At 54.2% G+C, this 24,725-nt stretch carries 22 protein-coding genes and 1 tRNA gene; 12 read left to right on the top strand and 11 right to left on the bottom strand.

Translation table 11 applies throughout. The features are described 5' to 3' along the window. The first annotated feature begins 524 nt into the window (after window positions 1-524). The 6 genes from QJQ48_RS14220 to QJQ48_RS14195 all read left to right on the top strand — a co-directional run bounded on the left by QJQ48_RS14220 (window position 525) and on the right by QJQ48_RS14195 (window position 5,740). Entirely contained in the window at window positions 525-1,526 is a 1,002-nt protein-coding gene (locus tag QJQ48_RS14220; RefSeq protein WP_346291901.1) for a hypothetical protein, read from the top strand. A gap of 75 nt (window positions 1,527-1,601) precedes the next feature. Further along, window positions 1,602-2,009, top strand: a complete 408-nt coding sequence (locus QJQ48_RS14215) for a hypothetical protein (RefSeq protein WP_346291900.1) — start codon at window positions 1,602-1,604, stop codon at window positions 2,007-2,009. A 109-nt stretch (window positions 2,010-2,118) separates the two neighbouring features. Beyond that, entirely contained in the window at window positions 2,119-2,538 is a 420-nt protein-coding gene (locus QJQ48_RS14210; RefSeq protein ID WP_346291899.1) for a hypothetical protein, read from the top strand. Between the two features lie 179 nt (window positions 2,539-2,717). Further along, complete coding sequence (locus tag QJQ48_RS14205; RefSeq protein WP_346291898.1) at window positions 2,718-4,454, top strand: hypothetical protein; 1,737 nt, start codon at window positions 2,718-2,720, stop codon at window positions 4,452-4,454. A 57-nt stretch (window positions 4,455-4,511) separates the two neighbouring features. Next, window positions 4,512-5,591 carry a tocopherol cyclase family protein gene (locus QJQ48_RS14200; RefSeq protein WP_346291897.1) on the top strand — a complete coding sequence of 360 codons (1,080 nt, stop codon included), beginning with the start codon at window positions 4,512-4,514 and terminating at the stop codon, window positions 5,589-5,591. A 75-nt stretch (window positions 5,592-5,666) separates the two neighbouring features. Continuing rightward, window positions 5,667-5,740 (top strand) — tRNA-Arg (locus QJQ48_RS14195). 17 nt (window positions 5,741-5,757) lie between these two features. Here the strand turns inward: QJQ48_RS14195 and QJQ48_RS14190 are convergent. The 6 genes from QJQ48_RS14190 to QJQ48_RS14165 all read right to left on the bottom strand — a co-directional run bounded on the left by QJQ48_RS14190 (window position 5,758) and on the right by QJQ48_RS14165 (window position 13,336). Beyond that, the gene (locus tag QJQ48_RS14190; protein WP_346291896.1) at window positions 5,758-6,438 is read right to left on the bottom strand and encodes a Uma2 family endonuclease; all 681 of its coding nucleotides are present in this window, start codon (window positions 6,436-6,438) and stop codon (window positions 5,758-5,760) included. A gap of 132 nt (window positions 6,439-6,570) precedes the next feature. Beyond that, window positions 6,571-7,803 (bottom strand): class I SAM-dependent methyltransferase, encoded by a 1,233-nt coding sequence (locus QJQ48_RS14185; protein WP_346291895.1) that lies wholly within the window; start codon window positions 7,801-7,803, stop codon window positions 6,571-6,573. Between the two features lie 259 nt (window positions 7,804-8,062). Further along, window positions 8,063-8,803 carry a ribonuclease III gene (rnc, locus tag QJQ48_RS14180; protein ID WP_346291894.1) on the bottom strand — a complete coding sequence of 247 codons (741 nt, stop codon included), beginning with the start codon at window positions 8,801-8,803 and terminating at the stop codon, window positions 8,063-8,065. A gap of 24 nt (window positions 8,804-8,827) precedes the next feature. Further along, window positions 8,828-10,045, bottom strand: a complete 1,218-nt coding sequence (locus QJQ48_RS14175) for a DUF3095 domain-containing protein (protein WP_346291893.1) — start codon at window positions 10,043-10,045, stop codon at window positions 8,828-8,830. 354 nt (window positions 10,046-10,399) lie between these two features. Further along, complete coding sequence (locus QJQ48_RS14170; protein WP_346291892.1) at window positions 10,400-12,175, bottom strand: N-acetylmuramoyl-L-alanine amidase; 1,776 nt, start codon at window positions 12,173-12,175, stop codon at window positions 10,400-10,402. A 45-nt stretch (window positions 12,176-12,220) separates the two neighbouring features. Beyond that, on the bottom strand, window positions 12,221-13,336 hold the full coding sequence (locus tag QJQ48_RS14165) for a mechanosensitive ion channel family protein (protein ID WP_346291891.1): 1,116 nt from the start codon (window positions 13,334-13,336) through the stop codon (window positions 12,221-12,223). Between the two features lie 210 nt (window positions 13,337-13,546). Between QJQ48_RS14165 and pyrG the strand changes: the two genes are divergently transcribed. The 3 genes from pyrG (at window position 13,547) to QJQ48_RS14150 (ending at window position 16,660) form a co-directional block, all read left to right on the top strand. Then, entirely contained in the window at window positions 13,547-15,184 is a 1,638-nt protein-coding gene (gene pyrG / locus QJQ48_RS14160; RefSeq protein WP_346291890.1) for a CTP synthase, read from the top strand. Between the two features lie 15 nt (window positions 15,185-15,199). After that, a complete protein-coding gene (locus QJQ48_RS14155) occupies window positions 15,200-16,258 on the top strand; it encodes a threonine ammonia-lyase (RefSeq protein WP_346291889.1) in 1,059 nt (352 codons plus the stop codon). Between the two features lie 87 nt (window positions 16,259-16,345). After that, window positions 16,346-16,660 carry a hypothetical protein gene (locus QJQ48_RS14150; RefSeq protein WP_346291888.1) on the top strand — a complete coding sequence of 105 codons (315 nt, stop codon included), beginning with the start codon at window positions 16,346-16,348 and terminating at the stop codon, window positions 16,658-16,660. Between the two features lie 15 nt (window positions 16,661-16,675). On the opposite strand, the gene QJQ48_RS14145 is transcribed toward QJQ48_RS14150, so the two are convergent. Both QJQ48_RS14145 and QJQ48_RS14140 read right to left on the bottom strand, forming a co-directional pair. After that, window positions 16,676-17,692 carry a tetratricopeptide repeat protein gene (locus QJQ48_RS14145; protein WP_346291887.1) on the bottom strand — a complete coding sequence of 339 codons (1,017 nt, stop codon included), beginning with the start codon at window positions 17,690-17,692 and terminating at the stop codon, window positions 16,676-16,678. A gap of 262 nt (window positions 17,693-17,954) precedes the next feature. Beyond that, window positions 17,955-18,350: a hypothetical protein gene (locus tag QJQ48_RS14140; protein ID WP_346291886.1), complete on the bottom strand. Its 396-nt coding sequence runs from the start codon at window positions 18,348-18,350 to the stop codon at window positions 17,955-17,957. A 208-nt stretch (window positions 18,351-18,558) separates the two neighbouring features. Here QJQ48_RS14140 and map point away from each other — a divergent pair, with 208 nt between their 5' ends. Further along, window positions 18,559-19,353 carry a type I methionyl aminopeptidase gene (map, locus tag QJQ48_RS14135; RefSeq protein WP_346291885.1) on the top strand — a complete coding sequence of 265 codons (795 nt, stop codon included), beginning with the start codon at window positions 18,559-18,561 and terminating at the stop codon, window positions 19,351-19,353. A 264-nt stretch (window positions 19,354-19,617) separates the two neighbouring features. On the opposite strand, the gene ppk2 is transcribed toward map, so the two are convergent. Both ppk2 and QJQ48_RS14125 read right to left on the bottom strand, forming a co-directional pair. Further along, window positions 19,618-20,448, bottom strand: a complete 831-nt coding sequence (ppk2, locus tag QJQ48_RS14130) for a polyphosphate kinase 2 (protein WP_346291884.1) — start codon at window positions 20,446-20,448, stop codon at window positions 19,618-19,620. 23 nt (window positions 20,449-20,471) lie between these two features. Then, the gene (locus tag QJQ48_RS14125; RefSeq protein WP_346291883.1) at window positions 20,472-21,437 is read right to left on the bottom strand and encodes an Npun_F2552 family protein; all 966 of its coding nucleotides are present in this window, start codon (window positions 21,435-21,437) and stop codon (window positions 20,472-20,474) included. Window positions 21,438-21,515: 78 nt separating this feature from the next. Here QJQ48_RS14125 and QJQ48_RS14120 point away from each other — a divergent pair, with 78 nt between their 5' ends. Further along, window positions 21,516-22,262 carry a DUF554 domain-containing protein gene (locus tag QJQ48_RS14120; RefSeq protein ID WP_346291882.1) on the top strand — a complete coding sequence of 249 codons (747 nt, stop codon included), beginning with the start codon at window positions 21,516-21,518 and terminating at the stop codon, window positions 22,260-22,262. Window positions 22,263-22,328: 66 nt separating this feature from the next. Here the strand turns inward: QJQ48_RS14120 and QJQ48_RS14115 are convergent, their stop codons facing one another. After that, the gene (locus tag QJQ48_RS14115; protein ID WP_346291881.1) at window positions 22,329-22,508 is read right to left on the bottom strand and encodes a hypothetical protein; all 180 of its coding nucleotides are present in this window, start codon (window positions 22,506-22,508) and stop codon (window positions 22,329-22,331) included. A gap of 262 nt (window positions 22,509-22,770) precedes the next feature. Here QJQ48_RS14115 and uvrC point away from each other — a divergent pair, with 262 nt between their 5' ends. Further along, window positions 22,771-24,681, top strand: a complete 1,911-nt coding sequence (gene uvrC, locus QJQ48_RS14110) for an excinuclease ABC subunit UvrC (protein WP_346291988.1) — start codon at window positions 22,771-22,773, stop codon at window positions 24,679-24,681. The last annotated feature ends 44 nt before the right edge of the window (window positions 24,682-24,725 follow it).

Raw genomic sequence — 24,725 nt, 5'->3', positions numbered from 1 at the left:
CACCATTTCCCAAATAACTATGACCGTACTGGCTTATCACATCAGAGTGCCCGACTTCAGTGCTGTGGCTAATTCTTATCCTGGGAGAATATATCGTCACCGTTAGCCTGGTTGGGCTGCCTACCAAAATCGTTTGTTCGTCGGGTAAAACCTCATTGCTAATGTCCACTGCGCGGACTCCACTTGCGGCTACCTGGTCTGTTCTCACGGATATTTGCTGTAAGCCTGGAATTTTGCCTGACTGTTAGACCTAACAATAGCCCTCATGCTTGAACTCCGGATCTACTGTTTCAAGCTGAATTAAAACCGGGAATATGCTGGGTTCCAGGTGCTACCGTGGCTTTTTGTCTAACTTGCTGAGATTGAAAACTGTTCTGGGGGCGATCGCGTGGCTAAGCCACTCATAATATTCTGCCCAGAGGCAGATCGCGGAAATTTGTAGAGAACTCTGTTTAAAATCTCATTTGTATAGTACACTTGTACTAAATTGGGTGGAAAACCGTTTCCCTACGCCCCGACTTCCCATGAACAACACTGATATGGAACTTCGAGCAATTCGCGAAAAGCTACAGTCTCTTCAGCGGGAACCGCTTTCGTCAGAGGCGACGGCCCTCCCTTGGAACGGACGCTCGGAAGCCTACTGGCCGAAAGCAGCGGCTGAGCGATCGCCCGTTGCCCTTCCCCGCTCCAGTCCGGCTCAAATTCACACCACCGTAGAGACGCTGAGGCAGCGCTCAGGTCATACTGCTATCTCGCCTCAGCCTGAGACGGGAGTGGTGTCGCCGCCATCTCAGGTGGCTATGCTGCTGGAGCAGTATCAGCAGCAGCTACAGCAGCAGGCCCAGCAGATCAATCAGTTGGCGATCGCTCAGGAAGAGGCGATTCTGAAACTCAAGTCTTTAAGCGATCGCTGGACCTCAGATTTAAAGCAGCAGGCGGCTCGCAGCGGCGAAGAACTGGCTTCGGTTGTGCCCCTATGTCAGTTTGAGGCTGCCTTAGTGCCAGCCGTCCAGCCAGATGCACAGGGCAATCTCCGGGTCACCTACCGCAATCTTGATCTGCTGCAAGAGACGCATGATGCCTATGATTTGGCAGATAGTCTGCGGCATCGCGGTGGTGCGCCACGCCCTCGACAGTCGGAGACTTATACCGGGCTGGATCTAGGCATGGGGGCGATTTTAGCTGAACCGCTTGAGGCAGTCCAGTCCCTAGGCAACTGGCTGCGAGTTCGTCTGCATCAGTGGCGGCGAAGTCTAAGAAGACGGCAGCGACAGCAGCAGCGGCAGCCTTCGCCTCTAACCTTTTTAGACGCGGTGATTTGGTTCAGCGGGGCCGCTATGGTCCGGGTGGGCATCGATGTCTTGTCCGTGGTGGTGCCTTGGCTGCAGATCCCTCTGCTGGTCCTGTTGCTAGGGCTGGGTGCCTGGTCAGTTTATCGGGCCTTGCTCTCACCCCAGCCTGACTACGCCCTCGGATATCGCTTGCTAATTGCAATTATGGGTTTAATTGCAGGCGGACATCTCTAGGTCACCTCACTGTCTAGAGCTATAGCTCGGTCGCGGTCGCATCTCCAATTGCTCGGTTATTCAAGAGAACATGCAATGCAGAATTTTAACCCCCACCCCGCTCAGCCCCTTATTCTTAAACCCTTTCTGGCCGGGGGGCTAATGTTTGCCATCGTCGGTCTGTTCTTTGACTTTCAGGGCGTGCGGACGCTGTTTAGCGCTGCTAAAACCGACACGGCGCAGCAGTGTGAAACGGTGGTGCAGGCTCAGGCCAAGCTGTCACGAGAAACTCTGGCCCAGCTTTTGACCATTCCAGAGCGAGATCCCAAGGCGAAGGTACGAGAGCTGGTTGCCGAACCTTACTGCCAGCTACCAGAGCTGCAGGTGCGATCGGGAGTAGTGGCAGAGCGCGAAGCGTATCCGCTGGCATTCGACCCCCAAACTCGACTAGTGATCCTTTATGAGAACGATGAGTATGCTGGCTATCGCTTCGATTTTCAGTAGAATCTGCAGTCGAGTCCTTGGGTTAGCTTGCTATCAGCAGCTCATCTGGCAGTGTCAAAAGCGGTCTGCTGTTGTTTTGCGAGTCTGCTGCATTCTGGGGAGTTTGGGAATGGCCGTAGGTTTGACTAGCTGTCAGCTTAAGGCGACGGTGACGCCGCGATCGGTGCCTGTGCAGCAAACTTGGGAGCTGCAGCTTGGCGATCGCGTGGCTGGCTATGTTATCAGTGCCAGTTTAGGCGATATTTCTATCGAGCTAAACGGCGGCAAGATCTACGCCCCTTTTGCTGGTGAGGTAGAGCCGACCGATAAAGCGTCCTGCATTGTGTTTTCCAGCGCTGAAGTGCCGGCTTACTTATTTCGGTTCTGCGGCATCCGGCGTCCCAGACTGGGAACGGTGCGTCAAGGTGACTCAATTGGTTCTGGTCGCTATCTCCACTTTGCGACGCTGCGGCGTCAGCCCGATGGCACTTGGGCAATAGTGGAACCTTCCAGCTCTGTTTTAGAACGTACGCTGCAGCCTGCCCTGTAATTTGTCAGTTTCAGAACTTAGGCATTTGACGAGGTTTTAACTGAGCGTGAGATCTCCCCGGCTATCGCCACCTTATCAAGGGGGCAGGCGGGATTCTGCCTCTATCCCCTAGTGTCCCAAATTTTGAACTGCGTAACTTCTAGGTTTATCCAAATCGCCTTTTGCTAAGGAGTCTGCCCGTGATCAAGTCCCCCTCATTGGTAGCCGCGAGCCTGCTGGCCCTGACCTTTGGTTCTTCTCAGCGAGCTGAGGCCAAAGAGGCGATCGCCCTCATTTTTGATCTACCAGAAATGGCCGATCAGCAGCCTACAAGCCCGGCGATCGCTGAGCCGTCTGTCAGTTCAACCTCCGTGCCATTACCCATACCGCCAGCGGCGGCCCAGCCTCCCCTATCGAGCTCAACCCAGTCTCTACCCCGGTCGGTCTATACCCCTAGCTCAGGGGCGATCGCACCGAATGAGCTAGTGGCTGCTTTGCCCCCACCTCCCCCGGCTGTAAAAGCACCTACTGTGGCTCAACCATCAGTACAGGTAGCTGCTCAGCCAGCGGTAGCTGCTACAAGTGTGGCCCTGAACTTTGAGCTAGAGACGAATTCGGCCCCTGCTGCTACAACTGCCGTTGTCGAAGCGCCTGAGCCGCTAGCTCCGGCAGTGCTATCTGACCTAGCGGAGCAGATTTTCCAAGGAGGAACCGATTCTCTAGTCGCGCGAGCTGTGGGCAGCGCTGAGGGAACCCGTACTCCTGAGGGGCTACGAACCTCTGCTTTTTACGGCCATGTAGATCCGGGTAACGGCGTCTGGAATCTGGGCACATTTTCCTACCAGCACGGGGCGCAGTCGCCTGAAGAAGCCGATGATAAGCAGCTTCGACGGCTACAGTCCCAGAGCGAAGTTATTCAGGAAAAGGCTAACAGCTACGGCATTGAGCTAACGCTGGCTGAAAGACTCAACGCCCTCGACCTAGCCAATCAGTCTCCTCGCGCTGCCCTGAGTCGAGGGGGATATATGGACTGGCTAGCGGAAGCGCGAAAGCTGGGTATGACTGACTCGGAAGCGATTCTGTGGGCTAGAACCCGCTCGTTTTTAGATCCCGACACCCAGCGTTGGAATGCGCCAGGACTGGGCAATAATGTGCACAGCATTAGCCGCGATCAGGAACGGCGGATGCGGGCGATCGCCCGTGCGGTTAATGCCTATGAGCAGTCTCAGCCTAGCCAATCTACGGCTAGCGTACCGCCCCCTACCCCCGTTAAAGCTGAAATTGGCGCTGGCTCTGAGGAGGCAGCAGCGGCAGATTTCATCTTTTCTCTAGATCTAGATTCCTTTTCTGACAATGCAGCGGCGATCGCTTCTGAGGAGCCAGCGGCGCTTGAGGCTACGCCAACGCCTACCCAAGCGCTAGAGACCGACCAGACTGCTAGCAGTAATGAGCTGTCCGCTGAGGCGCAGAACAGCGTTACAGAAACGCCCGCAGCAGTCACCGATGGCGGCTTTAGTGCTCCTGGGCTAGAGCCAGCAGCCCCGCCAGCGCCGGTACCTCAGACTCCCAAAGTCTCCACTGTGCCAGTGCCTGCGGCGGAACTGGAAGCAGCAGTCATTCCTCGGCCTAAACTTTCAGAGCTGCCGCAAGATCCCAGGGCAGTGCCTCAAGTCAATCTCTACAGTCCGGCTGTGGACAAGCCCCGTGTCAAAGCAGGCACAGCGGATGAAAATCTAGCCGATTTTTTTGACGAAATTGAGTCAGCAGGAGAAATAAGCGACCCTGCCATTCAGGAGCAAATTCCTCAGGCAGGACCGCCAACTGTTGAAGAGTTACCAAATTCTGCGAAAGGGCAGACGCAGGAACCCCGGCCAACTGTTGAAGAGTTACTAAATTCTCCAATGGCTGCTAAAAAAGCGGCGGAATCAGGGTTGTAAAGTGCCATTGGCTTAGCCAAATCGCTATGGTAAGAATGGCGCAATTTGAACTTTACTGTGCAAACTTCTACTGCTTCGCTGCAGACTCCTCACAGCGGCTACCACTGGGACGGTAGCCGCCGTCGTTTCTTTGAAGGCTGGTACTACCGGGTGACGCTGCCTGATATCAGCCAAACGTTTGCTTTCATGTACTCAATCGAAGATCCCGTGGGAGGGCAGCCTCACAGCGGTGGCGGTGCTCAAATTTTGGGGCCGGATGACGAATATCTCTGTCGCACGTTTGCGGATGTCAGTCAGTTTTGGGGCTGGCCGCAGGCGCTAGGACTGGGCCACTGGCGCTATGCCACGGCAGAGCCACCCGCTCGACTTTTAGAGATTGATCAGTTTGAGCAAGAGGTACAGGAAGGCTACCAGGCCACCGCTACCTGGCACCAGGGCAAGCTGCGAGATCCGGGCAATGGTCTAGCGGCGCACTGGCAGTACAGGATTGAGCCGGTTTATGGCTGGGGTCAACCAGCGCAACCGCAGCAGTCTACGGCAGGATGGCTGTCTCAGTTTCAGATTTTTGAACCGGGCTGGCAGATTCTGATGGCCCACGGTCTAGCGTCTGGCTGGATTGAGTGGCAGGGGCAGCGCTATGAATTTAGCCAAGCTCCGGCTTACGGTGAAAAAAACTGGGGTGGTGCTTTTCCGCAAAAATGGTTCTGGTTTAACTGCAATGCCTTTGATCAGCACCCGGATTTAGCGCTGACTGCCGGGGGCGGACGGCGACAGGTTTTGGGCTGGATGGAAGAAGTGGCGATGGTGGGCATTCACTATCAGGGTCAGTTCTACGAGTTTGTGCCCTGGAATGGCCGGGTTACCTGGCAGATTGAGCCTTGGGGACACTGGCAGATGCAGGCAGAAACCGCCGATTATCGGGTAGAGCTAGTGGGCACTACAGATCTCCCTGGTACGCCCCTGCGGGCACCGACCTATGAGGGACTACGCTTCTGCTGCCGCGATACGATGCGGGGACAGCTAGCGCTGAAGCTCTGGAAGCAAGGCGATCGCACTCCGCTTTTAACCGCTACTAGCTCTCTCTGTGGTTTAGAGGTGGGCGGCGGCCCCTGGCCGGGAACCTGGATTTCAGCTTAGAAGACATAGGGGCGATCGCCGCTGTAACTATCTTCACTCACCCAGCTAAGTGAATGTTGTATAGTTTTACTGTCTGGGGCTGTAGCTCAGCTGGATAGAGCAACCGCCTCCTAAGCGGTAGGTCATGCGTTCGAATCGCATCAGTCCCGTTGGCACTGTGCTGTTTTCAGACCTCAGGTTCTATCCCTAAGGTTCTCAATTGCTCTGCCAATCTTGCTGCTCGTGATTCAGCCTGCTGGGCCTGTGTTTGAGCTTGGGCTGCAGCTTCTGCGGGGGTCGGTACTAACGCGCCGCTTTCTAGAAAGTACCGCAACATCCCCTGATGCAGGCCCAAATAGAGATGTAACACTTGACTCCAGAGTTTCCCGGCTGAGTCGGCGGCGATCGCTTCGTAACGCTGATTCACTAGCCGATAGCCTTCAAACTCTAGAGTTTCTGGCGAGAACCAGAAGTACTCCGGTGTGCGAAATCGCTCTTGATACAGCTCTTTTTTCAGATTCTTGTCTATTGTGGCAGTAGAGTCCGAAAGCAACTCAATAATCAAGTTGGGATACTGCCCGCCTTCCTCCCAGACGACCCAAGATTTTCGTGGACGCTTTTCAGTCTGCTTGACCAAAAAGAAATCAGGCCCCCGAAAGTCTCGGTTCTTCAACTGTTCGCGGCTAAAATATATCGTCAGATTAGCCCCAATGAAGAAGTCGGTGCGATCGCGCCATAGCCATTCTAAACAAGCAACCAAGAGAGCTAGCTGAGCGTAGTGCAGCGAACTTTCCATTTCTGGCTCGACACTTTCTATTTGGGTAGCATCTGGCATCAAGGCCGCCAGCTCTTCAGCAGTAATCGCCATAGCTGATTCAGATTGAGCTAAAGGTATCTGTATTGTACTGTTTACAACTATTTGCCTTGGGCTAAGTATTCGCGACTGTGCTTGCCGTTGGACACCAAGTTTTCTGTCCCTTTTCAGCAAAGATAGCCTGCTCTAGAGCTGATGGCGGGGATTGTGTTCTAGGACGAGGCGATAGGCTTGCAGGTCGTTCTTGAGGAAATTGTGGCAAACGCCCCATAGATACAGGTGAAATTTGCAGTAGAGTTCTCGGCCCCAGCGCTCTATGATTTCAGCCTTGGCTGCTTCTAGTTTTTCAGCCCATAATTTGCTGGTGAGATAGTAGCTGTGGCGATCGCTATGAACGCTGAGCAGCTCTAAACTGCTGTGCTGCACCTCTGCCAAAAAGTCATGAATACTGAGGGTACAGTGATTGCCGGGATAGATATGGCGATTTAAGAATGCGTTGAACGAGAACTTTCTTTTGGAAGCGCTGCCGTCTAGATAGGCGCGGCCCCCTAGCCGCAAAAGCTGCTGGAGCTGCTGCACCACCTGGCGATAGTTAGGCAGATGCTCAATGACGCCGAGAATGACCACGGCATCGTATTTTTCAGCAGGCCGGTAGGTCATGAAGTTTTGCTGAATGGCTCTGCAGGGCAGGTTTTTCTCTAGAATGAGTCGATTGAGATACCGCAGTGACCTGTCTGAAATCGTCAGCGACGTGACTTCAATGCCCCGCTGTCCGGCGTACTCCGTAAAGGCACCCCAACCGCCGCCGACATCAAGCACCTTCATTCCCGGCTGAAGCTGGCAGTTCTCAATAGCAAAGTCCAGCTTGCGTCGCATCGCTGTTTCGAGGGTTTCATCGTCCGATTCAAACACGCCTTGCGAATAGGTGCGGGTTGGATCTAGCAGCAGCATGTAAAACTCGTCATCGTAGTCGTAGTGGGTGGCGATCGCGGCGGCATCGTCTCGGACCTGTCCCACAACCCAGGGGCGAATCAGACGAATGAAGTTGAGCCAGGGATGCTGCAGGGAGAGAATTCGTTTGAGATCAAACAGCTTCAGCATACTGCCGCTAAACTCTAGCTCCCCAGCAATATAAGCCTCACAAATACGGAGTTCATTCAGCGATCGCAGCGCGGCTAGGCCAGAGGGGTGCCGAATTTCTACGCGAAACTGAGGCTGTCCGGCTGGGCCGAGGTGGTAGCTAGTACCCTCCCACAGCTCAATTTCAAACGGGCTAGTCGCCTGCTGGTCTAAAAGCTCAAATAGATCGCTCTGCCGTTGCCTGTCTATCCCTGGTTCAGCCGATCGCTGAATGAAGCCGTGAGGTCTGAAAAAGGTTGGCGCGTGTAAATGCTGACGAGTATTTGTTTTACTAGCCACGTTGCCCTCCTAATGCAAACGCAGAATCCGGTCAGGCGCGATGAGGCGTCTGAAATTGCCTGAGCCGCTTTAATTTAAATGAAAGATGAGGTTCAGCAGAACAGGAACAACAAGCCCAAAAAAATTAATACTTAAAGACTTTCCTGAAAAAATTAGTTACAAAGTGCGGCCTGTATAAGGGCTACAGGTCGCAGGGTTACTATCAGCCCTTATTGGAAAATGTCTGTAAATTTGGCTTAAGACAGCGGCAGCCTTCGCCTCAGAGGGTTTCCAATTTCAGCAGGGCTGCTTGGGCAGCGGCTTTCTCAGCATCTTGCTTACGGCGACCGTCACCCCGGCCATAGACAACGTCCTGAATCATCACTTCTGCCGTAAACTGGCGGGCATGATCGGGGCCGGACTGGGCCACAATAGTGTAGGTGGGGATTTCGCCGTATGTCGCCAAGGCCCAGGCTTGCAGGCGACTCTTATAGTTGATTTGAGTCGCTGATATTGCTAAGCGATCGACCACTGATTCAAACAAGGGGATAACGTAGGCCCGAACCGCTTCTACATCGGAACCACTGTCTAGGAAATAAGCACCAATCAGTGACTCAAAGGCGCTACTCAGCAGGCGCACATTAGTCCGACCGCCACTGCCCTCGACGCCTCGGCTTAGTCGCAGGCGATCGCCCAGTCCCAGCATTTTGGCAAACTCGCCTAGCTGATTAGCGTCTACTAAGGCCGATCGCAGCGGCGTCAGCTCGCCTTCGGGTTTGTGAGGATAGCGCTTATAGAGAAAATCGCCGCAGAGAAAGGTCAAGATAGCGTCGCCCAAAAATTCTAGCCGCTCGTTATGAAGGGCTGGCGGAAACTCGTTAGCGTAAGATTTATGGGTGAGAGCCTGTTGCAACAGCGCTGGCGATTTGAAGGCGGGCAGGGTAGCGGTCATCGTCACTGAAGCGAATGCGTACAATCGGATCAAACTCACCTTAGCGCGATCGCTGCCTGACTCAGACATGAATGTCAGCAGAGTCTCCAGCCGCTATTGTCTTAGCTGACGGCGCTTAGCTAGCTGGCTATAAGCTCTCCAATTAATTGTCTTGCGGTGTAGCCGCTGCTTGAGGGCTTTGGCCGCGAGGGCGTAGCCACCGTCTGCCCCATCAACTAGATGAATGTGGCGATCGCGGCGCTCAAAAATCAGGCAGGTAAGCAAAGCGCGATCGGAAACGTGATGACCGTAAGTGAGATATCCGGCTTGAGTCTGCTGCTCTAGATACTCGGTCAGCTGCTGGGTTTGAGCCGCAGTGCCCGCAATCACCATCTGCAGAACGTCATCGATTTTTTGAAAATCAGAAGCGGTCGTGACCTCGTCCTTATACCTACCCCAGTCAACGTTGCCAATCACGAGGCCAAATTTCATAAAGCTCAGGCCCAAAAGATTCTCAGCTAAAATTTTCAGGGCGTACAAGCTGCGATGCCAAAGAGAAGCGGTTTGCGATCGCGCCTTAATTTCGGCACTGAGCTTCTGCAAGCTAAAGCTAAGTTTGAGAGCCGACTTAGTGACTGGGTTGTAGGACTTGTCATCGCCGTAGATGGCCTGAATCTTTTGAATCACCTCGCGGTAGACGCTGCCGCTAAACTGGCCGCTGCTGGCACTGGCTGAAACAATCAGGCTAACAATCTGTCCTGGCTGACTAGGAATATCCTGCCAGCGGCATTCTAGCCCATCGAGATTAGCGGCAGGCGTTTCTGCGGTGACTTCTAGCTGATGGCGACTGTCAGCCTTGATCAGATTGGTCGCGTAGGTCAGGCCACCGCCGGTAAAGCTGGCCTGACTATATTGAGGAGTGACTTTAAACTTGGCGATTTTGAGCTGGCTATAAATCGTTATTTGTTTAACTGAAACAATGCCGATTCGCAACTCCAAATCAAAGGTATTGCGGGCGAGCTGGCGAATAGATAAAGCCGCATCTTTGACTAGCTGATACACAGATGGCGGAAAAAGGATAGAGGCTCCATCGCCGCCAAACACGAAAGGGATTTCTAACCCATTAACAGCGTTCAAGACGGCAATGATAGAGCTAGCCCCCAACAGATTGACTTCTTTGTACCTGCCCGATTCGATCGCTTCAGTTGAGCGCACGATATCTGTAATCAAGACATACCAGTCTTCAGGTACAGAAACATAGTTGCTGGATTCAGCTAATTCCAGAAACTGATTTAACGATGTTAGCGATGCGTAAAAGCTCTCCGTAGACATGACAGAATTTTCAGGAACAAGACCGATTTATCGCACTCTCAGCAACCTCTATCTTTAGGGTGCCCTGGCTGTTTATGCGATCGCTATGGCGTTTGCAAGTCTCTATCTAAAGGGTAGCTAAGCGTGACCGATCGGACTAAACTATCCGCAGTTTGGCTGAATCTGCAGGCAAAATTTTTGTTCCTGTACGGCGTCTTTTTTTAGAATCCGGAAGCCAAAAGTCTGATTTTTATGGTGAATCTTTAAAGTAATAAAAAATGCTAAGTAGGCATCAGCCAGCAATTTTGCAGTGGGTTTATCACGCTAGAGAAACAGCTTTGCTGTCATGTCGCGCTCCTGCCAGCACCTCGGCAATTAGGATTGCCCTTGAGCCTGAATCCACTGCTCAATCCCCTCAGCCAAAGTCTCTGCTAGCTGCTGCTGGGCTTGGGGATCGATAATCCACTCAAACTCGTTGGGGTTGATCATAAAGCCTAGCTCTAGTAGCACCGAGGGAGTGATGCTGGGTCGGGTGAGTGCCAGATTATTCCAAAAGACGCCGTAGGAGGGGCGATCTAGGGTTGCAGTGAGATAGTTGTGCAGAAAGACGGCGAGATCATGGGCCTGAGCGTGATACCAAAAGGTGCCGATGCCAGCGGTATTTAAAGCGTCGCCGCTGTCAGGTAGGGCATTGTAGTGGACGCTGAGCGCCAGCGTTGGCTCTACCTGTTCGATAATCTCGACGCGATCGCCCGGATAGAGATCGTCATCGCCTTCCCGCGTCATGACTACGGTGGCACCTCGCGCTTCTAGGCGATCGCGCAGCAGCTTTGAGACAATCAGCGTCACGTCTTTTTCGGGATAGCCGGTGGGACCGCGTGCGCCCAAATCTTCAGCGCTGCCGTGGCCTGGATCGAGCAGAATGGTGGTGCCTTGAAGCGGCAAACGGCGATTTGCTTCAGGGGGATGGCGCAGGGTCAGAATCAGCGTTGTCCCTTCGTAGCGCAGGTCGTAGCCCCACTGCTGATCGGTCTTGAACTGAAACGTATATTCGGCTTTATCGGGCAGAACAGGTCGCCAGTCTAGCCGCTCTACGATTGGATCATCATTAAAAAAGATGGTATCGGTCTGGGGAATCGTGTTGTGCAGCGTCAGCGTCAGGCTGCCGGCGGTCTGGTCAACACTGACCGGTACCGGGGTCTGCAGCGGAAACAGCACTTCGGTTGCCCCGGCCACCGACTGCGATCGCACACTGCGAATCAGCGATCGCGGCGGCACAGCGCTGGCGGTAATCTCGGTTTCACTGGCACGAATCCAGCCGCCATAGTCTAGCCGCAGCCAGTCTCCTTCCCGGCCCGTAATCACGGCGCGGGTGCCTTGGGGCAGGGGCGTCAGGCGAGAATAGCTGGTGCTCGGCCCGGTGCGGGCCACCCCCGATTCAGCCGTAACAGTTGCTACTTGAAAGCTGGCTGGGGCGAGAACAGCGATGCTGCCCGTACCTGACTGACTCACCTGCTGGCCGCTAAGAGCTAGCTGAAACTGAGGGATGCCTAAATTTCCGGGTTGAGTTGCGACCGTGCAGCCTTCGTACTGCACAGCGCTGTTGATAGCGTAGGGATCGTTCTGGTCGGTGAGGACAGCGGAATTAGGCGGCAGCTCCACCAGAGTCTGCTGAGCCTCTAGGGGAAAAGTCTGTCCGGCTAGAGTCGCTGTCACGGTGGCGTTAGCCGGGGCGATCGCCCCAAAGCAAATCAGCTCACCGGGCAGACGGGCAATATCTACGGCAGGGCTGAGGGAATCCGGCGCGAAGGCGACTCCCGCTGGGGGCTGAGGGCCGTTGGGCAGGCGGGTAATATTCAGCGTCAGGCTTTCGCTATCCTGGGTCAGAGTGAAGGTATTTTCGCCTAAGACAAGGGGCAGCGTTGGGGCAAAGTGTCCGGCGGGGCTGCGGTTGGCAATGGGTTCACCATTAATCTGAACCTGGGCATCTGGGGCCGCCGTGCCGATAATAAAGATGCGATCGGCCACCGTTTCATGGTTGGCAGGCGGATAGGCGACGAAGAGCGATTGCTGAGCCAAACTCGGCGCGTTCACAACTAGGAGGCTTGTCGCTGCTAGCCCCGTTCCCCAAAAGAATTGCTGAAATCCCATAGTGCCTGCTTAACCCACACTGTCTCAATCCACACTGTATAGAGTTTACGACTCTGCGGCGTGAACTGGCGTATGGCCGTTGCTGTGGGTCGAGGTTGAGTCCTGCCGGCTGAGGCCGTTGAGGTAGAGCAGCTGAGTCGGATAGGCAAAGTCAATCCCTCGTTCAGCAAAGGCTGCCTTGATCGCCAAATAAATCTGCTGCTGGGCGTCCATGTAGACGTTGTAGTCGCTGCTTTCCACAAAATAGACCACTTCAAAGTCCAGGCTGGAGTCGCCGTAGTTGCTGAAATGCGCTCGGTCAAAGGTGACATCTACCGTTCTGTGGATGATGTCCTGAATGATTTCGGGAATATCTTTGAGCCGATCGAGTCCGGTTTCGTAGGTGACGCCTAGCTGAAACACAATTCGGCGGCGGGCCATGCGCTTAAAATTCTGAATGCGCGAACCTGTTAGATCCGTGTTGGCAATGATAAGCTGTTCGCCGCCGAGACTGCGCAGCCGCGTCGTTTTGATGCCAATTTGCTCAACGGTGCCGACCATATCACCCACGATGATAAAGTCGCCTAGTTCCAAAGGCCGATCGAACAGAATCGAGAAATAGCTAAACAAGTCCTGCAACACGCCTTGGGAAGCTAAGGCGATCGCCACACCGCCAATTCCTAAGCCCGCCACCACGGCTGAAATATCAAAGCCGAGATTGTCCAGCAAGAAGACAATGCCCACCGCCCAAACAATCACCTTAATGGCGGGCACCAAAGCATTGAGGGTTTGCTCTAGGGCCGTGTCGCGGTTTTTAGTAATCCAGTAAATGCGGACGGCATATTCTACCAGCGACCCCATGAGCTGAATGCCCAAAATAGTCGCCAGAATGACGCAAACGACCTCGATTGTCTGCGCCAAAATCGGATGGAGCGTCAGGTTGTGAATGCTGACGTAGAAAGTGCCGACGTAACACAGCCGCATGACGGGGCGCTCAATCAGGCTGACTAAGCGATCGTCTAGGTCAGTGGTGGTATGGCGGGACCAGCGCTTCAGGCGGTTGAGAACTAGCGCCTTGACCAGGTTGATGACGAGAATGCCGCCCAGCAAAATAGCGATCGCTAGTAAATAGTCAGAAACCCGATTGCTGATGAGTTCTGTCTGCAAAAAGTCATTGAGCATTCAAAACCTCCTGTTTGCAAGTGCTGCCTTGAGCCTGGGTCTAAAAGCTCAGACAGGCACAATCCTGGCAATGTTAACAATCCGTTACAGCGCTTCCCCATCTTGCTATCGATAGAGATCCGCTAGGCCAAGATGAACTGTCCACACTCCCGAACGACTATGGCACAATTAACGGGTTGCTGCTCTGGTCTGGGTGAAGTCGGGCGATTTATGACTAAGTTTGTATTTGTCACGGGTGGGGTTGTTTCGAGCATTGGTAAAGGGATCATTGCGGCTAGTTTAGGGCGACTGCTGAAGTCGCGGGGCTATTCGGTTTCGATTCTGAAACTTGATCCTTATATCAATGTGGATCCGGGGACGATGAGTCCGTTTCAGCACGGTGAAGTGTTTGTAACTGAAGACGGGGCTGAGACTGACCTGGATTTGGGTCACTACGAGCGCTTTACTGACACAGCGATGTCACGGCTCAACAGCGTCACCACAGGATCAATTTATCAGGCCGTTATCAATAAGGAGCGCCGAGGGGACTACCAGGGAGGCACCGTACAGGTGATTCCCCATATTACCAATGAGATTAAACAGCGCATTCATCGGGTGGCCCGAAATACCAGCCCGGATGTGGTGCTAACTGAAATTGGCGGCACCGTGGGAGATATTGAGTCCCTGCCGTTTCTAGAGGCGATTCGCCAGTTCCGCAAAGATGTCGGTCGCCGTGATGTGCTCTACATGCACGTAACCCTGGTCCCCTGGATTCCCTCTGCCGGGGAAGTGAAAACCAAGCCTACTCAGCACTCGGTTAAAGAACTGCGATCGATTGGGATTCAGCCAGATATTTTGGTCTGTCGCAGTGAAAAACCCATTGCGGCCCATATTAAAGAGAAAATTTCAGAATTTTGCGACGTACCCGTGGAGCGGGTAATCCCGGCCCGCGATGCCAACAGCATCTATGAGGTGCCGCTGATTATGGAAAAAGAGGGCTTGGCCCATCAGGCACTAGAGATTCTAGATTTAGAGCAGCGTCAGCCTGATTTGGCCCATTGGCAAAACCTGGTTGAGGGCCTGTATCGCTCCAGCCAGCAGATTGAAGTGGCGATTGTCGGTAAGTACGTCAGCCTCAATGATGCCTATTTGTCGGTGATTGAAGCGCTGCGTCATGCCGCGATCGCCGCTGATGCCGACCTCAATGTCCGCTGGATTAGCTCAGAAGATATTGAAATTAACGGCCCAGAAGCCTATCTCAAAGGCGTTAGTGGCGTGGTGGTGCCGGGAGGCTTTGGTACCCGTGGCGTCGATGGCAAGGTGCAGACGATTCGCTACGTGCGGGAGCGGCAGATTCCCTTTTTGGGACTGTGCTTGGGGATGCAGTGCGCCGTTGTCGAATGGGCCCGAAATGTAGCTCACCTAGAGCAGGCCAGCAGTTCCGAAATCGATCCCAACACGCCTAATCCGGTGATCAGCCTGCTGCCAGAACAGCAGGACGTAGTGGATTTAGGCGGTACCATGCGTCTGGGTCTTTATCCCTGTAGGCTACAGCCCGATACGATCGCCAGCCACCTCTACCAGAAAGAAGTGGTTTACGAGCGCCACCGTCACCGCTATGAGTTCAACAACGCCTATCGCAACCTGTTCTCCGAGACGGGCTATGTTGTCAGCGGAGCCTCTCCCGATGGTCGCCTAGTGGAAATTATTGAGCTGCGGGATCATCCCTTCTTCCTTGCCAGTCAGTTTCATCCTGAATTCCAGTCCCGTCCTAGCTCGCCGCATCCCCTGTTTGTTGGCTTCATCAAGTCAGTGCTGCAGCTGCGACAGGGCCAGATGGGACGCGAGCCGCTGTCGGTGGAGGGATGAGGTTGACTTTACACTTTGCCCGCTCCCAGAGACAATACTGCTTTCAGCGCTATCTCAAATAAAGAACTCATTTTTCCCCTCCCCCTCGCCGTCGTGACCCAAATTACTGCTCATCCGACTCAGCTTGTCACTCTAGACTCTATTCAAGCGGCGCGATCGCGGATTGCTCCCTACATCCGGCAAACGCCAGTGGTGCAGGCGATCGCCATCAAGCAGCCCATTCCAGCGGTAGATCAGCTTTTTCTGAAGCTGGAATGCCTGCAGGTGACGGGAGCCTTTAAGGCTAGGGGAGCGCTGAACAAGCTGCGATCGCTGCCGGAAGCCAAAATCAAGCGGGGAATTGTTACGGCTTCGGGCGGCAATCACGGTTTGGCGGTGGCCTATGCTGGCTGGATTGCCGGGGTGCCAACAACGATTTATCTGGGGGAGAATACGCCGCCGATTAAGGCTGAGCGCCTGCGGCAGTGGGGCGCGGAGGTTGTGATTGAAGGGGCAGTCTGGGATGACGCTAACCGGGCGGCGCTGGCCCTAGCTGAGCGAGACGGGATTGCCTATTTTCATCCCTTTGCCGATCCCGAAGTGATTGCAGGCCAGGGCACCATTAGCCTGGAGGTACTAGAGGCTATTCCCGAAGTTGATACGCTCATTGTGGCCATTGGCGGCGGCGGTCTGATTAGCGGCGTCAGTACGGCTGCCAAAGCGCTCAAGCCCAATATTAAAGTCGTCGGCGTAGAGCCAGTAGGGGCACCCACGCTCCGCGCTAGCGTGCAGAGCGGTCAGGTAACGGAACTCGCCGCAATTACCTCCCTTGCCAACACCCTGGCCCCGCGCAAAACCGAAGAGATCAACTTCAAGCTAGTTTCGCAGCACGTCGATGACATTGTGCTGGTGAGTGATGAGCAGATGCGTCAGGCAGCGCGCTGGCTTTGGTTTGAAATGGGGGTGGCAGCAGAGCTGAGCGGCGCGGCTTCCGTGGCGGCGCTGCTCAGCGGGCAATATCGGCCTGCGGCTGGAGAAAGGGTTTGCGCTCTGGTTTGCGGCGCGGGGACTGACGGCATGGATTCGCCTGCTTGAACCTTTGTAAGCAACGGGGATCGTTCTGAGCGGGTCTGTCTACAATGGACCCATCTAGCTCGCCTCACGTAAGGAGGGAGTCAGCTCATGGTTTGGCAGCTCTTTTGGCACAGATGCGCCCGCTTTTTGATCGCTTTGCTGCTGCTAGTGCAGTGCAGCTTTGGCTTTTCGTCGCTTGCGATCGCTCAGTCTGAGCGTCCTCATCCATCTGAACCCACTCAAAACAAAACCGAATCCGCCGAGCAATCATCGTCGTCTCAGTCCCCTCGAACCCAGCAGAAGCAAACGGCGGCGTCAAAGCTCACTTATCCTAATCCGCCTCATCCCTACAATTACGACGCTTTGCGGCAGTATGACGAAGAGGTGTATGGCGAAAAGTCGCCGACTCGTTCCAACCCATAATCTGAGCTAAACGGTCTAACCGCTAGCCGCCGCAATTTTTTCCTGAACCCGCTTAAACTGGCATAGCAGCCAGCGGTGCTGCAAAACCATATGCGGCATCAGATGACAGAGGGCTAGCTGGCGGCAGTGCTGGGCGTTGGGAAAATCTGGCTGCAGTTTCAGTACCCGGTCATAGCTGGCGATCGCTGCCGGATATTGACCTAAATAGGCGAGGGCTTTGCCCCGGCTGTACCAGGCGCTGGCATAATCTGGCTGCAGCGCAATTGCCGTGTCGTAGCTGGCGATCGCCTGTTGCGACTGACCTTGCCGCACTAGAGTATTGCCGTGACCGTGCCAAACCTCGGCTAAGTCGGGTTGAATCTCCAAAGCCCGTTCGTAGCTGGCCTGGGCGTCCTGGTAGCGTCCTAACTTGTATAACGCCCTGCCCCGGCAATGCCAAACCTGATGAAGATCAGGCTGCAGCACCAGGACTTGAGCAAAACTGGTAATAGCCGCCTCGTACTGGCCGAGCTGCATTAAGGCTTCTCCCTGGTGGTGCCAAGCGGGATAAAAGTTGGGCTGCAAGACTAAAGCTCGCTTGTAATCATCTACGCCCTGCTGCTGCTCGCCTAGCTTGCAGTGCAGGCGTCCGCGACTGTACCAGGCCACAAACAGGTTGGGATTAAGTTGGAGCGCTTTGGCATAGCTGCAGAGCGCCATTCTATATAGCCCCAGCCGTGCTAGCTGATTTCCCTGGTTGTACCAGGCTTTGACATAGACCGGGTTAAGGCTCAAAGATTTGCGGTAGCTGGCGATCGCCGCTGCTGGCTGACCGGCCTGCCCCAACTGCACCCCCCGGTTGTACCACTGCTGATAAGGACTCAGCTCAGAAGCTACAATAGCTGACTCTGAAAGTGACTCTGATGCGCCAGCCGCCAGCTCGAAAATCTCGGCGGTTTCACTGGAGTGCTGAAATTGTAGAGGTGGGCGATCGCCGCTAGGCTGCAGCGCGATCGCAGGCGGCGAGCTGGCCCGATCTGAGATAGCAATCATATCCGTAAGCACCCTGAGATTAAAAACTGTAGAGGCCGCCAACTAGGAACAGCCGCTGGCTTTTAGTATCTCTAATTTGAAATCAACCTCCTGTCAGTAGAACTACAGAATTTTACCTGTAACAATGGCTGTCCTAGCAGAAATTACGGGCTTATCGGTCAGTCAACGGTATTAATAGATACTAAGTAGAGGCGGGGCTGCTGGTTTTCACCCGTCTAAATAGCGCTAATGTGAAGCCCTGCGCATTTACGCCGTGCTCTGCCTAGCGGCGGTGCGGCTGCGGTGGCTGCTTGAAGGTTTGCCATTGGAGCCGCCGGGGCTTTTGAATTTCAAAAGAAATAGATTTGGGAGCAGAGGGCTGGGCCGTCTGCCTGTCGGCGGTTGCAATGGTCTGGGGTGAGGGAGCGTCTAAGCAGGCCGGAATAAAGTCTATGGCGTCTGGTGAGGTAGGCGCTAGCGAGTCTGGCGGGGCTGGTTTGGTGTCGGGGGCTGAGACAGGACGCCGTCTGCCGCGGTTAGAAGCGATCGCCAGCAGCATACCGCCCGCGATCGCCAGCGGCAATTCTAGCTCAGCTAACCCGTCTAAATTCATCACCCACTGGTAGCCTTCTGCTAGGGCAAAGATAAGGACAAAACAGAGGAGCCAGAGCTTTACCATAATGTTCAACCGCGATCGCCGCTAATGCCGTTTTTAATCGCAACCATAGCGAATTTTCAGATCTTGTCAAGCTTCAAGATGCGAGTTGAGGTCGCGCCTGCTTTCATCCTTGGTTATGCTGGTATAGTTACCTGCTATCGGTTATTCTGCAACAGCTAGCGGACGGATGATCAGGTGACAAAGCGAAGTTACCTAAGGCTGGAAAAACGTGGATCAACAGGAAGTCATCACGCTGCTGTCAAAACGAGAAATTGAAAAGATGCGTCAGGCGGGCCAAACAGCGGCGGCCCTGCTGGACTATTTGGAGCCGATGGTAAAGCCCGGCGTCAGTACGTTGGAGCTAAATGACGCAGCAGAAGCCTGGACGCAAAAACGCGGCTATAGAAGTGCTCCTCTCGGCTATGGCCCAGAAGAGACGCCGTTTCCCAAGTCTATCTGCACCAGCGTCAATGAGGTAGTTTGCCACGGTATTCCCAATGCCAAGCAAATTCTCCAAGATGGCGACATTATTAATATTGATGTGACGCCAATTGTTGAAGGCTTTCACGGCGATACCTCGCGCACTTTTTTGGTCGGCGATCCCTCTCCTTTAGCCAGAAAGCTGGTAGAAGTGACGGAAGAATGTCTCTGGCGCGGTATTCGTGTGGTTAAACCGGGGGCACGAATTGGGGATATCGGCGCGGCCATTCAGGAATATGCTGAGGCCCAGGGCTTTTCCGTGGTGCGTGACTTTGTTGGACATGGCGTACACCGCATCTTTCATGCAGCCCCCCAAATTCCTCACTATGGCACTCGCGGCAAAGGCAAAAAGCTGCGTAAAGGCATGGTCTTTACCATTGAGCCGATGATTAATGAAGGCAGCTATGAGGTTGAGCTGCTCGATGATAAGTGGACGGCCCTCACCCGCGATCGCAAGCTGTCAGCCCAGTTTGAACATACGATTGTGGTGACTGATGATGGGGTAGAAGTGCTAACTCTAGCTCCGGCCAAGGTAGTGGCTTAAAGCGCGTATGCGGTTGGATCTTTCAGCTTATGAGAAACCAACGTCAAGCAGAGATTTTTCATCTGATTGGCGGTTTCGACCTGCTGACGCATCGCCTGCTCGCTAACTAGCAGGCGATCGCGCTCAGCTTTTACTCACTGGCGCTCGGTAGCATTTTCAGCGGTACCGACATAGCCCGCAATCGTGCCGTCACTGGCCGGGACTGGGGCACACTGCTCAAAAGTCTGATTCAACTGTTTTGATGCTGTCTTTGCCTTAATTCAGCTAGTACATATTTGGAATAAAATTTTGAGTGGTCATGGGAGGACGCTGGTAGTCAATTGACTTTTGGCGTGGCGGTAGCTCTAGAGGCTGAGGCGTCAGATCTTCATAGTCAATGCAGCTCAGCAAGTGGCGAATACAGTTGAGTCGCGCCCGCTTTTTATCATCGGCTTCGACCACGTACCAGGGCGATCGCGTGGTGTCTGTGGCTGCAAACATGTCATCTTTGGCCTTGGAATACTCCACCCAGCGCGCCCGCGCCTCTAAGTCCATCGGACTCAGCTTCCAGCGCTTCGTCGGATCGGCAAGTCTGGCCTGAAATCGCCGTTCTTGTTCGGCATCGCTGACTGAAAACCAGTATTTAATCAAAATGATGCCGGCGCGCTGCAGCATATGTTCAAACTCTGGGCAAGATCGCAAAAACTCCACGTATTCGTTATAGGTGCAAAAGCCCATCACCCGTTCAACCCCGGCCCGGTTGTACCAGCTGCGATCGAACAGTACAATCTCTCCAGCCGCAGGCAAATGCGCCACGTAGCGCTGAAAGTACCACTGAGTCCGCTCTTTTTCAGTGGGCTTACCTAGAGCCGCGATGCGGCAGATGCGCGGATTCAGGCAGTCAGCAATCCGCTTGATAACGCCACCTTTGCCAGCCGCATCACGGCCTTCAAAAATGACCACAATTTTAAGACCTTTATGCTTGACCCATTCCTGCAGTTTAACCAGCTCTACCTGCAGGCGGGCCAGTTCTTTTTGGTAGACTTTTCGGCTCAGCCGATCGCGTTTATCAGTCTGGGAGGCGATATCGGTGTCCGGCTGTTTTTTCTTAGACATAACGTTGCAGTTATTCAACTGGCTCAGGTACGGCCTGCATAAGCAGCAAATGGCTCTTTGATAAAGCGAATATAGAAGTGTTTGAAGGTGGAGCGCACCACTCTCGGCAGGCCAAAGTCAATGGGGACGAGCTTTTCCGGTAGCTGCCAGTCCGTAATCTTTAGATCTGCTGGCTGCAGTAGGGGAAAAGCGATCGCTCCGAGATTTGCTGTCAACCCTAGCCGCTGCGCCGCTACTAGAGTGGGTACCTGCTGCGGATTGATGCTAAGGATTTCAACTATGGCGCGATCGAGGGCAAACACATCGGTCGAGGCAGCCAAAAGCTCTAGCTGGCGAGGTTCACCGCCGCTGGGGCCATTGCCCTCGTGGCCGATGATGCCGTCGAGAATAGTCAGCTCAGGACTGATGGTGCGAGCTGTCTCTACCAGCATTTGGCCGAAACGCTGGCGATCTTTACCCGCTTCCATGTGCCACCAGGCTTTCATCTTGCCGGGAACGCAGCCAAACAGGTTTTTAACGCCCAGAGTCAGGGTGAGCTGGACGTGTGATTTGGCCTTGGGCAAGTTAATCACTACGTCTGCCTCCATCGTCTCTCGCGACAGCAGCAAGTGATTAAATTCAGCGCTACCTGTCTCGTATCGCTTGCCGTGTAGCTCCACGATTGGCAAACCCAGCTCTGTCATTAGCGGCAGATAACCATTGGCTTCTGCTACTCCCCTAGCGCTACCAAAGGCCGGACTGTCCCCTAGAAAAGGCTCCCCCCCGGCTGCTTTGACGAGCTGCGCCACGCAGTAGACGATTTCGGGCCGGGTGACGCATTCCTGGGTTGGCTTAGCGCCGGTGAGCAGATTGGGCTTCAGCAGAACGCGATCGCCCGGTTTGACAATAGCCGCCATGCCTCCTAGGGGCGCTAGCAGACTCTCTAACGACTGGCGGAGCTGAGGAAGATCGTAGGTAGTTGCCCGTAGCAGACTGACGGTAGAGGTCATGGCGATTTGAATCTGAAGCTAAAAGAGCGTTTATTGCTTAGAGTAACGAAGTGACTGAGAAAAAGCGAGACGCGGCTGATGCCTGATTTTTTGATCAAAACCAGTGGTACCTGGATCAACGTAGCCACAGTGCTGGTGGGTACTGGCTGCGGTTTGCTGCTGCGCCATCGCCTGCCGCAGGCAATGCAGACGATTATCACCCAGGCGGTAGGGCTGCTGACCTTATTTATTGGCGTCAGTATGGCAGCTAGTCTAGCCCAGGCCAATGCTGGCCCTATAGACGGCATCATCTTAGGACTTTTGGCACTGGTGCTGGGAGGACTGCTGGGAGAATGGTGGGCGATCGAGGCCAAGCTGACAGCCTTAGGCGATCGCCTCAAGCGCCAGTTTCGCGGCGGCGGCAAGTTTACTGAAGGCTTTGTGGCCGCTAGCCTGCTGTTTTGCGTCGGGCCGCTAACCCTGATTGGCAGTCTTAATAACGGCCTCAGCGGTGATGACACCCTGCTGACGCTGAAGGCGGCAATGGACGGCCTCGCCGCGATCGCTCTGACCGGCAGTTACGGGATTGGCGTGGGGTTTTCGGCCTTAGTCATTTTGCTATTTCAGGGGGGCGTCTCGTTATTAGCTAGCACGCTGTCCCAACTGATTGGCGATCCGGCCAGCGATCCGGGAATTGCCTTGGCCACGGGAGCGGGCGGAATTATGATTTTAGGACTGGGACTCAACCTGCTCCAGGTGGGCAAAATTCGGGTGGCTTCTTTTCTGCCCGCTCTCGTCCTAGCCCCTATCATTTATGCGATCGCCCAGTGGCTAGTAAATTTTTAGGCAACCGCAAATCGTGACCTGATTTGTGCGGCTGAAATATTGGGGTGCGAAAATTTAGCTAACTATCTACTCCTGCTTTTGCTCTGTCATAAAGCTTTCAACCGTTTGGCTGAGCTGCTGAATAGAGTCTCCGATACGCGCAATCCGGGCTTCAATCTGAGAAGAGAGCAAAACGACGGTCTGGAGCTGGTTCAGAATCTCCCCAATCTCTTCGCGATAGCGAACTTCAAAGTCTTGAATATTCATAGTGTGAATGTAACGAATCTACAGGAACACAAGGAACTTATAACCGAAGGTTATGACTTTACTCTATCGATCCTTCAGGGTAATCGAGGCTGGCTTGTTCTGAAATTCGCTAAAAATACGCAGGCTCCTTAAGTATATAATAATACCTTAAAGCCAAAGCTTATCCTTGAGGGCTGTGCCGAAGTCGCTCAGGTACGGCAACTTCGCCTCTTTCTCTAGCGGCTTTAGCTGCCGTCAGCGGCTTTTTCTAGCTATCGTAGTGATGCTGCCCGTAAAGTTAGATCAGGCTGTGAAGATAGATTCGCAACCACAAGCCCTTATTCAAGATCCCGATCGCCTAGAAGCTCGTCTCCGCGAAATCCCCAAAGAGCCGGGCGTCTACTTTATGAAAGACGCCAGCGATCAGATTCTCTACATTGGCAAATCTAAGTATTTGAAAGCCCGCGTCCGTTCCTATTTTCGCGATCGCCAGGGGCACACCCCCCGCATTGCCATGATGGTGATGCAGGTAGCTGAGATTGAGTTTATTGTCACAGACACCGAAGCAGAAGCTTTAGCCCTAGAGGCCAACCTAATTAAGCAGCACCAGCCCCACTTCAACGTGCTGCTAAAGGACGATAAAAAATACCCCTACCTCTGCATCACCTGGTCAGAAAGCTATCCCCGCATTTTTATCACCCGCAAGCGGCGGAAAAAAGCTCAAGATCGCTACTATGGTCCCTACGTCGATACCGGCCTGCTGCGGCGGACGCTGCATCTGGTCAAGCGCATCTTTCCGCTGCGGCAGCGGCCCCAGCCTCTTTTTAAAGATCGACCCTGCCTCAACTACGACATTGGTCGCTGTCCCGGCGTTTGTCAGCAGCTGATCTCGCCTGAGGACTATCACAAAATCGTGCAGCGGGTAGCCATGATCTTCCAGGGACGTACTCAGGAACTAGAGGCGATTCTGACCCAGCAGATGGAAAAGGCGGCAGAGAAGCTTAACTTCGAGCAGGCGGCCCAAATCCGCGATCAGCTCCGAGGATTGCAGTCTCTCACGGCGAATCAAAAAACCGCGCTTTCTGACGATACGATCTCGCGCGACGCAATCGCTTTGGCCAGCGACGATCAGCACGCCTGTATTCAGCTTTTCCAAATTCGAGCTGGTCGCTTAGTTGGGCGGTTAGGCTTCAACGCTGAGGCCCAGTCGGGAACGCCCGGTGACATTCTGCAGCGGGTGCTAGAAGAACACTATCAAACCGTGGAGCCAATTGAGATTCCGGCAGAAATTGCCGTGCAGCATGAGCTGCCGGAAGCAGATATGCTGGCCCAGTATCTGAGCCAGCGCAAGGGCCGTAAAGTAGCGATTTCTACGCCGCAGCGACAGGTCAAGGCCGAGCTGGTGGAGATGGTGGAGCGCAATGCCCAGTATGAACTGGCCCGCACCCAGCGCTTTGCCGATCGCACGGCTCAGTCTCTGCTGGATCTAGCCGATATCCTTGATCTGCCGGAAATGCCCCGCCGCATTGAAGGCTATGACATTTCCCACATTCAAGGGTCAGATGCGGTGGCTTCCCAGGTAGTATTTGTGGATGGTCTGCCCGCCAAGCAGCACTACCGCCACTACAAAATTAAAAATCCGGAAGTCAGAGCCGGACACTCAGACGACTTTGCCAGCATGGCCGAGGTGATTCGGCGGCGGTTTCGGCGCTATGCGGCTGACCCAGCCAAGGAGCGGGTAGGTAATCCTGACTGGCCCGACCTAATTATGATTGACGGTGGTAAGGGGCAGCTCTCAGCGGTGGTGAATGAGCTGAGACAGATGAACCTGCTGCAGGACGTGCGGGTAATCAGTCTGGCGAAGCAGCGAGAAGAGGTGTTTTTACCGGAAACCTCACTACCGCTGACCACGGAGGCCGAGCAGCCAGGAGTGCAGTTGCTGCGACGGCTGCGAGATGAGGCCCATCGCTTTGCCGTTAGCTTCCACCGCAAAAAACGCAGCGATCGTATGCGGCGATCGCGCCTCAGCGAAATTCCAGGGCTAGGACATCATCGCCAAAAACAGCTTTTAGCTACGTTTCGCTCCATCGACTACATCCGCGAAGCCTCACCCCAACAGCTCACCACGGTACCAGGCATTGGGCCGAGCCTAGCCCAGCAAATTTACGATTACTTCCATCCCTCCGACTCCTAGAAACCCAAAAGGTCGAGATTGAAACAAATAGAAAGCTCAAGACT

It is taken from the genome of Sphaerothrix gracilis Ecp01, assembly GCF_030405905.1.
Taxonomy (GTDB): Bacteria; Cyanobacteriota; Cyanobacteriia; order Phormidesmidales; family Phormidesmidaceae; genus Sphaerothrix; species Sphaerothrix gracilis.
This window is presented reverse-complemented; position numbering and strand designations above follow the sequence as displayed.

Excerpts from the sequence above, each read along its gene's own strand:
- QJQ48_RS14220 (WP_346291901.1), top strand. The coding sequence starts at position 525 with ATGAACAACACTGATATGGAACTTCGAGCAATTCGCGAAAAGCTACAG.
- QJQ48_RS14215 (WP_346291900.1), top strand. The coding sequence starts at position 1,602 with ATGCAGAATTTTAACCCCCACCCCGCTCAGCCCCTTATTCTTAAACCC.
- QJQ48_RS14210 (WP_346291899.1), top strand. The coding sequence starts at position 2,119 with ATGGCCGTAGGTTTGACTAGCTGTCAGCTTAAGGCGACGGTGACGCCG.
- QJQ48_RS14190 (WP_346291896.1), bottom strand. The coding sequence starts at position 6,438 with ATGGCGATTACTGCTGAAGAGCTGGCGGCCTTGATGCCAGATGCTACC.
- rnc (WP_346291894.1), bottom strand. The coding sequence starts at position 8,803 with ATGTCTGAGTCAGGCAGCGATCGCGCTAAGGTGAGTTTGATCCGATTG.
- QJQ48_RS14175 (WP_346291893.1), bottom strand. The coding sequence starts at position 10,045 with ATGTCTACGGAGAGCTTTTACGCATCGCTAACATCGTTAAATCAGTTT.
- QJQ48_RS14170 (WP_346291892.1), bottom strand. The coding sequence starts at position 12,175 with ATGGGATTTCAGCAATTCTTTTGGGGAACGGGGCTAGCAGCGACAAGC.
- QJQ48_RS14165 (WP_346291891.1), bottom strand. The coding sequence starts at position 13,336 with ATGCTCAATGACTTTTTGCAGACAGAACTCATCAGCAATCGGGTTTCT.
- pyrG (WP_346291890.1), top strand. The coding sequence starts at position 13,547 with ATGACTAAGTTTGTATTTGTCACGGGTGGGGTTGTTTCGAGCATTGGT.
- QJQ48_RS14150 (WP_346291888.1), top strand. The coding sequence starts at position 16,346 with ATGGTTTGGCAGCTCTTTTGGCACAGATGCGCCCGCTTTTTGATCGCT.
- QJQ48_RS14145 (WP_346291887.1), bottom strand. The coding sequence starts at position 17,692 with ATGATTGCTATCTCAGATCGGGCCAGCTCGCCGCCTGCGATCGCGCTG.
- QJQ48_RS14140 (WP_346291886.1), bottom strand. The coding sequence starts at position 18,350 with ATGGTAAAGCTCTGGCTCCTCTGTTTTGTCCTTATCTTTGCCCTAGCA.
- ppk2 (WP_346291884.1), bottom strand. The coding sequence starts at position 20,448 with ATGTCTAAGAAAAAACAGCCGGACACCGATATCGCCTCCCAGACTGAT.
- QJQ48_RS14125 (WP_346291883.1), bottom strand. The coding sequence starts at position 21,437 with ATGACCTCTACCGTCAGTCTGCTACGGGCAACTACCTACGATCTTCCT.
- QJQ48_RS14120 (WP_346291882.1), top strand. The coding sequence starts at position 21,516 with ATGCCTGATTTTTTGATCAAAACCAGTGGTACCTGGATCAACGTAGCC.
- QJQ48_RS14115 (WP_346291881.1), bottom strand. The coding sequence starts at position 22,508 with ATGAATATTCAAGACTTTGAAGTTCGCTATCGCGAAGAGATTGGGGAG.
- uvrC (WP_346291988.1), top strand. The coding sequence starts at position 22,771 with ATGCTGCCCGTAAAGTTAGATCAGGCTGTGAAGATAGATTCGCAACCA.